6 protein-coding genes are annotated in these 4,913 nt (G+C 72.5%); 3 read left to right on the top strand and 3 right to left on the bottom strand.

Going from position 1 to position 4,913, the window contains the following annotated elements; genetic code table 11:
* A partial coding sequence (locus M3N57_01500) for an AAA family ATPase (GenBank protein ID MDP9021380.1) occupies positions 1–1,034 on the bottom strand: 1,034 nt, incomplete at its 3' end.
* Positions 1,031–2,101 carry an AAA family ATPase gene (locus M3N57_01495; GenBank protein MDP9021379.1) on the bottom strand — a complete coding sequence of 357 codons (1,071 nt, stop codon included), beginning with the start codon at positions 2,099–2,101 and terminating at the stop codon, positions 1,031–1,033. The genes M3N57_01495 and M3N57_01500, both read right to left, overlap by 4 nt.
* Positions 2,102–2,220: 119 nt before the next feature.
* Between M3N57_01495 and M3N57_01490 the strand changes: the two genes are divergently transcribed.
* The 3 genes from M3N57_01490 to M3N57_01480 all read left to right on the top strand — a co-directional run bounded on the left by M3N57_01490 (position 2,221) and on the right by M3N57_01480 (position 4,463).
* Complete coding sequence (locus M3N57_01490; protein ID MDP9021378.1) at positions 2,221–3,528, top strand: hypothetical protein; 1,308 nt, start codon at positions 2,221–2,223, stop codon at positions 3,526–3,528.
* Positions 3,529–3,760: 232 nt separating this feature from the next.
* Positions 3,761–3,955, top strand: a complete 195-nt coding sequence (locus tag M3N57_01485) for a WhiB family transcriptional regulator (protein ID MDP9021377.1) — start codon at positions 3,761–3,763, stop codon at positions 3,953–3,955.
* 4 nt (positions 3,956–3,959) lie between these two features.
* Positions 3,960–4,463: a RidA family protein gene (locus M3N57_01480; GenBank protein MDP9021376.1), complete on the top strand. Its 504-nt coding sequence runs from the start codon at positions 3,960–3,962 to the stop codon at positions 4,461–4,463.
* Here M3N57_01480 and M3N57_01475 read toward each other — a convergent pair.
* On the bottom strand, positions 4,460–4,913 hold a 454-nt coding region (locus M3N57_01475), incomplete at its 5' end, for a SelB C-terminal domain-containing protein (GenBank protein MDP9021375.1). The genes M3N57_01480 and M3N57_01475 overlap by 4 nt on opposite strands.

The following is a 4,913-nucleotide window of genomic DNA, read 5'->3' as shown; positions in this document are numbered from 1 at the left end:
CGGGTCGCCAGGTTGTTGGTGTCGGCCAGCAGCCGGAGCGCGCCGGCCACCGCCCGGCCCTCGGTGTCGTTGGGCTGGGCCTGCGCGACGGCCTCCAGGACGATGGCGTCAGGACAGGCGTCGTCTTGGTGCGGCCACCCGCCGCAGTGCGGGTGGATGCGGTTGATCACGACCGCGGCGGTGTGTAGCCCCTCCTGCTGCAGCCGATCGAGGAAGAAGTGGGCTTCCCGCAGTGGCGGGGGCTGCGGCGTGGCGACCACCACGAACCGGGACCCGGGCTCCTCCAGCAGCGCCCGGACCTCCTGTGCGCGTTGCTTGAACCCCTCGTACATCCCCTGGAAGTTCCGGAAGAAGTCGGCGAGGTCCTCGAGCAGTTCCATCCCCGTGACACGCCCGGCGATCTGCATGAACTTCTGCGTCCCGAACCCGACCAGCCGGCCCATGCCCCGCCCCGCCGCCATCCCGGGGCGGAGGAACAACTTCAGCAGTCGCCCCTCCAGGAAGTCGGTCATACGCCGTGGGGCGTCGAGGAAGTCCAGGGCGTTGCGGGTGGGGGGCGTGTCGACGACGAGCAGGTCCCAGTCGCCCTCCTCCTCGAGGGCGTGCAGCTTCTCCATCGCCATGTACTCCTGGGTCCCCGCCAGGGTCGATGACAGCGTCTGGTAGATGCGGTTGCGCCGGATCGCGTCGGCGCGTTCGGGCGTCGGCGCGTGCCGGTCGAGGACATCGTCGAAGGTCCGCTGCATGTCGAGCATCATCGCCCACAGCTGACCGCCGCCCGCCGCGCCGTCCAGCGGGACGCGCTGGGGGGTGTTGCCCAGCTCTTGGATCCCCATCGACTGCGCGAGCCGCCGTGCCGGGTCGATGGTCAACACGAGCGTGCGTCGACCGGCACGTGCCCCGGCCAGTCCCAGCGCCGCGGCCGTTGTGGTCTTGCCGACCCCTCCTGCTCCGGTGCACACCAGGATGTGGGCGCCGGTGACCTCGTCGGCGAGGTCGTGTTGGCGGGCGTCGTCCAGGGTGCGCTCGTTCACGCAACGACCCCGCGGGGACGGGCTTCGGGCTGTCCGGCCTTGGGACCGGGTTCGCCGACCGAGACGGCGACGTCGTCGGCGAGGACCTCCAGGTCGCCTTCCTCGAACCTGGCCCCGGTCAGCTGCGGGAGCTCGATCACCGGTTCGTCGACCTCGCGGTGCAGCTGCTCACGCATCCGCTGCTGCAGCGCCAGCCGCTCACGGTGGGCGCTGGCGAGCTCGATGGTCTGCGCCGCGACGTCGACGCCGAGGTCGGCGCCGCCCTCGGCGGCGCGGCGGGCCAAGCCGGCCGGGCCGAGCTGCTGCAGTGCCTCGAGCTCATCGGGCTCCAACCGCGGTGCGATGACCTGGTTGGCGATGACCGGACCGATGTCGATCCCGGCGTCGCTGAGTGCCCGGACCGTCTCGACGGTCTCGGTCACCGGCATCTCCTCGAGGAGGGTGACCACGAACGCGCGGGTGCGACGCGGGTCGTCGAGCATCCGGGTGATGTTCTCCGTCTGCCGGCTGATCGGCCCGACCCGGACGATGTCGGTGACCGCGTCCGGAGCCTGCAGGAACGGCACGATCCGCCCCGCAGGGGGCGCGTCCAACACGATCAGGTCGTAGACGGGGCGCCCGTCGTCACCACGCCGCTTCTCCAGCTCGTACAGCTTCCCGACCAGGAGCAGGTCACGCAGGCCCGGTGCCGCAGCGGTGACGAAGTCGAGGGCGTTGGTCCGCGACATCATCCACTGCACCCGCTTCAGGCCGTAGTACGTCTCGAGGTACTCGTACATCGACTCCTCGGGGTCGACGGAGATCCCGAAGAGCCGGGGACGGAACTCGCGTTCCCGGTAGTCCCAGCGGCCTGTGCGGAACACCTGACTGAGCGCCTGCCGGACTTCGACCTCGACCAGCAGGGTGCGTCGACCCGCGCCGGAGGCCGCGAGGGCGAGGGTGGCCGCCACCGTGGTCTTGCCGACCCCGCCCTTGCCGGTGACGATCGCCACGCGCGACGACAACAGCTCGTCGAACCCGTCGAGCAACCCCGGACGGGGAACGGGAGGGGTGGTGGTGGTGGGCACGGCGACGCAGCGTAGGCCACGCCTCCCGGTGCGGCCGCGCCGCGTGCCCGAACGGTCGCACGCCGCCGCGGGCCGGGGGTGGTTCGTGGCGGGTGACGGCGGCCCGTACCCTCTCGACGATGCGGTCGCGTGCCTCCTCGGTCCTCCTCCTGGTCGTGCTGGTCGCCCTGGTCGGGGTGGCAGCGGGATCCGCCAGCGCTCAGCCGCCGGCGCGGGTGGTCGACATCCTGGAGTTCTCCGGTCCGGTCGACCCCCCCGTGGTCGCCGCTGTCGCCGATCTGGTGTCGGACGCCAACCGCCGTGACGCGGAGCTGGTCGTCGTCTCGATCGACGCTCCCGCCGGCGTCGCGATCGAGGTCGACGACGTCGTCGCCCCGCTGGTGTCCTCCGACGTCCCGGTGGCGGTCTGGGTCGGCCCGGCGGACAGCGAAGCGGCGGGTGCCGGGGCGCTGCTTCTGGCGGCGGCGCACATCCGTGCCGCCTCCAGCGTGGCCACGGTCGGGCCGGCCTGCCCGTTGACGGTCACCGTGTCGTGCGGCCAAGTGCCGGTCGGCGACCTCGGTTCCCGTCTGCCGCCGGGGGGCGATGCGGTCCTCGCCGGGACCGCGACGCAGCGCCTCGCCGCGGCGCAGGCCAGACAGCGGGGAGCCGTGGATCTGGTGGTCGACGGGATCGAGTCGTTGCTCGTCGAGCTCGACGGCCGCGAGGTCGTGACCGCGGCCGGGGTCCGCAGCTTGAGGTTGCGCAGCGACGAGGTGACCGTCCGGCTGCACAAGCTGGGGTTGCTGCGCCGCACGCTGCACGCTGCGCTGTCGCCGTCGTTCGTGTACCTGGTCGTGGTCGCGACGCTGCTGCTGTTGCTGTTCGAGGTCTTCCAGCCGGGGTTCGGTGTCGCGGGGGTGGCCGCGCTGCTCCTCGCCCCGCTCGCCGTCTACGGCGTCATCGTCCTGCCCGTGGCGTGGTGGGCCCTCGCCCTGGTCGTCGCCGGGATGCTGCTGCTCGCGGTCGACCTGGCCATCGCCGGGTTGGGTGTGCCGACCGGGGCGGGGGCGGCGGCGCTCGGGGCCGGGTCGTGGTTCTTCTACGCCTCCGACGCCCCGCTGCTGCGCCTGTCCCCGTGGCTGATCGTCGCGGTCGTGGCGGGGTCGGTGATCTTCTTCGGGGTCATCATGACCGTGGTATTGCGCGCACAGGCGGGTCCCGAGGCGGCGGCCGTCGCCGACGATCTGGTCGGCCGGGTGGCGGTGGTGCGCTCCACCATGAACCCGGAGGGGCACGTCTTCGTGGACGGGGCGTTGTGGCGCGCCCGGTGGTTGGGCGAGGACCGCGGCCGCATCAAGGCCGGAACACGGGTGCGGATCCACGGTGTCGACGGGGCGGTCCTGCTCGTCGACGACGTCGAGCGGACCGTCGGCGTCGGGAACTGACCGGCCGCCCGGGTGCTTGCGCTGGTTGGTGCACCGCTTGCCGTTGGGAAGCGCGACGCCTATTCCCTTCCGCAGCGCCGCGCCGTAGCGTGACGTCGCAACCTCGGGCGGCCGCGTCACGACGGCCGTGCGAGTGCAGCGACCACGAGGTGGACCGTTGTACCTGTGTGATGCCGACTGGGGGCGCCGTGCCGCCTGCCGGGGCCGGGACGAGACGCTGTTCTTCGGGCCGGTGACGTCCGAGTCGAAACGCGACCGTGAACGGCGGGAGGCCGCCGCCAAACGCATCTGCGCCACCTGTCCGGTCCTCATCGCCTGCCGGGACCACGCCTTGCGCAGCGGCGAGCGGTACGGCGTGTGGGGCGGGCTGGGCGAGGCCGAGCGCCAAGCGATGCTCGCGGAGATGGACACCGAGAAGGTGAGCTGACCCGGTGACCGCCGACGAACAGTTACGCGAGCGGGGCGTGACGTTGCCCCAACCGCCCGCGCCGGCAGCCGCCTACCAGCTGTGGCGCTCCGGCGGCGGGCTGTTCTTCACCGCCGGGCAGCTACCCCTCAGCGATGGGGAGCTGTCCATGACCGGGAAGCTCGGGTCCGACCTGGACGTCGACGCCGGTGCCGACCTCGCGCGCGCCGCTGCGATCAACGTCCTGGCGATCGCTCGGGCTGCCGCCGACGGTGACCTCGAGCGTGTCCGCATCATCAAGCTCACCGTCTACGTCGCCAGCGCCCCCGGGTTCACCGACCAGCATCTGGTCGCCAACGGGGCGAGCCAGTTCGTCGCCGACGTGCTCGGCGAAGATGGCTTGCACGCCCGCTCGGCGGTCGGCGTCGCGGTTCTGCCACTCGACAGCCCCGTCGAGGTCGATGCCGTGTTCGAGGTCCGCGCCCCGTCGTCGGCGTTGCGTGCGTCCGGCGACGCCCGCCACGGTTAGCGTGACGCGCGCAGACGCCGGGTCTGCCCGTCGAACTCGGTGGTCCCGACCGCGTCGAGGTGCTCGAGGAGCGGGACCGCGTACTTGCGGGTCGTGCCCAGCGCCTCGCGGGCCTCGGCGGTCGTGAAGCGCTCGTCGAGTTCGGCCAGGCGCTGCACGGCCAGGTCGATGGCCGAACGGGCGAACGCCACCCCGCCCGTGACGACCACCTCCCCTCGCGTCACCAGTGCGTTGATCTCCTCGTGGTCGACCCCGGCGCGGCGCGCCGCCTCGTCCAGCGGCGGCGGCGAGAACGGTTCGGCGGTCAGCTCCCGCAGCAGCGTCTGGCGGCGCTCCGCGCGGGCCTCGTCACGGACGGCGGCGTGCTCGGGGAGGGTGTAGTACGACCCGTCGCGGTGCAGCGCGCCGCGCTCCGCCAGGGCGTCCACCAGCCCGGCCGCGAGGCTGTCG

This window comes from Actinomycetota bacterium (assembly GCA_030776725.1).
Lineage (GTDB): Bacteria > Actinomycetota > Nitriliruptoria > Nitriliruptorales > JAHWKO01 > JAHWKW01.
The sequence above is the reverse complement of the archived record's forward strand: the minus strand, read 5'-3'. Positions and strand labels throughout refer to the sequence as shown.

Coding starts and splice junctions, on each gene's coding strand:
- M3N57_01490 (MDP9021378.1), top strand. CDS start 2,221: ATGCGGTCGCGTGCCTCCTCGGTCCTCCTCCTGGTCGTGCTGGTCGCC.